1 protein-coding gene is annotated in these 694 nt (G+C 35.3%); it reads left to right on the top strand.

The features are described 5' to 3' along the window. Positions 1-98 precede the first annotated feature (98 nt). On the top strand, positions 99-692 hold the full coding sequence (locus tag EXE10_RS21135) for a hypothetical protein (RefSeq protein WP_017480466.1): 594 nt from the start codon (positions 99-101) through the stop codon (positions 690-692). Positions 693-694 lie beyond the last annotated feature (2 nt).

Genomic DNA, 694 nt, shown 5'->3' with positions numbered 1-694 from the left:
TACACTTGTTTACATATATTGTTTTGTACTCACAAATCAATTTAGGTATAATGTATTTATCAGGTCGATTGGCGACCTCATACAAAAGGTACTCGAAAATGAAAAATTTTACTCAAAATGAAAAAGGTCAAATGTTCTATGAGGGCAGTTTGGTTTTAACTGCTAAAGACGGTTCGGTTTTTTTTGTATCAACTGAAATGCTTGTATGTAAGGCGTATCGAGCAAAAGCAAAAAAACCATTTATCAATACTCACTACAGAACAATTGAGCGTTTAAAACAAGCCGTTGGGGAAAGTATCCAATCATGTAATGCAAGATATGAGCAAAAATTACAGAACAAAGAAAAAACCGCAGAGCGTTTAAAAAAATTCCGTGAAGAACTACAGGTAGGCGATATTTTATCTACATGCTGGGGCTATGAACAAACCAACGTAGAATTTTATCAAGTGGTATCTAAGAAAGGCGCATTTTGTGAAGTTCGGGAAATTGCTAAACGCTCACATGATACGGCTTTTATGCAAAGTGAAGTATCACCAAAGCAAAACGAATTTATTGGAGAACCAATTAAAAAGAAAATTTTAGACGGCTATATCATGATCACAAGCTATATCAGAGCGACACCGCACGAATACGAAACACTAGCAACAGGCACAAAGGTTTATAAGCGCAGTTATGTTTCATCATACGCATAATT

This window comes from Acinetobacter sp. WCHAc060033, from assembly GCF_004209125.1.
In the GTDB taxonomy this organism is placed as follows: Bacteria; Pseudomonadota; Gammaproteobacteria; order Pseudomonadales; family Moraxellaceae; genus Acinetobacter; species Acinetobacter wuhouensis.
Note: the sequence above shows the minus strand (reverse complement) of the source record. Positions and strands in the feature narration are given on the sequence as shown.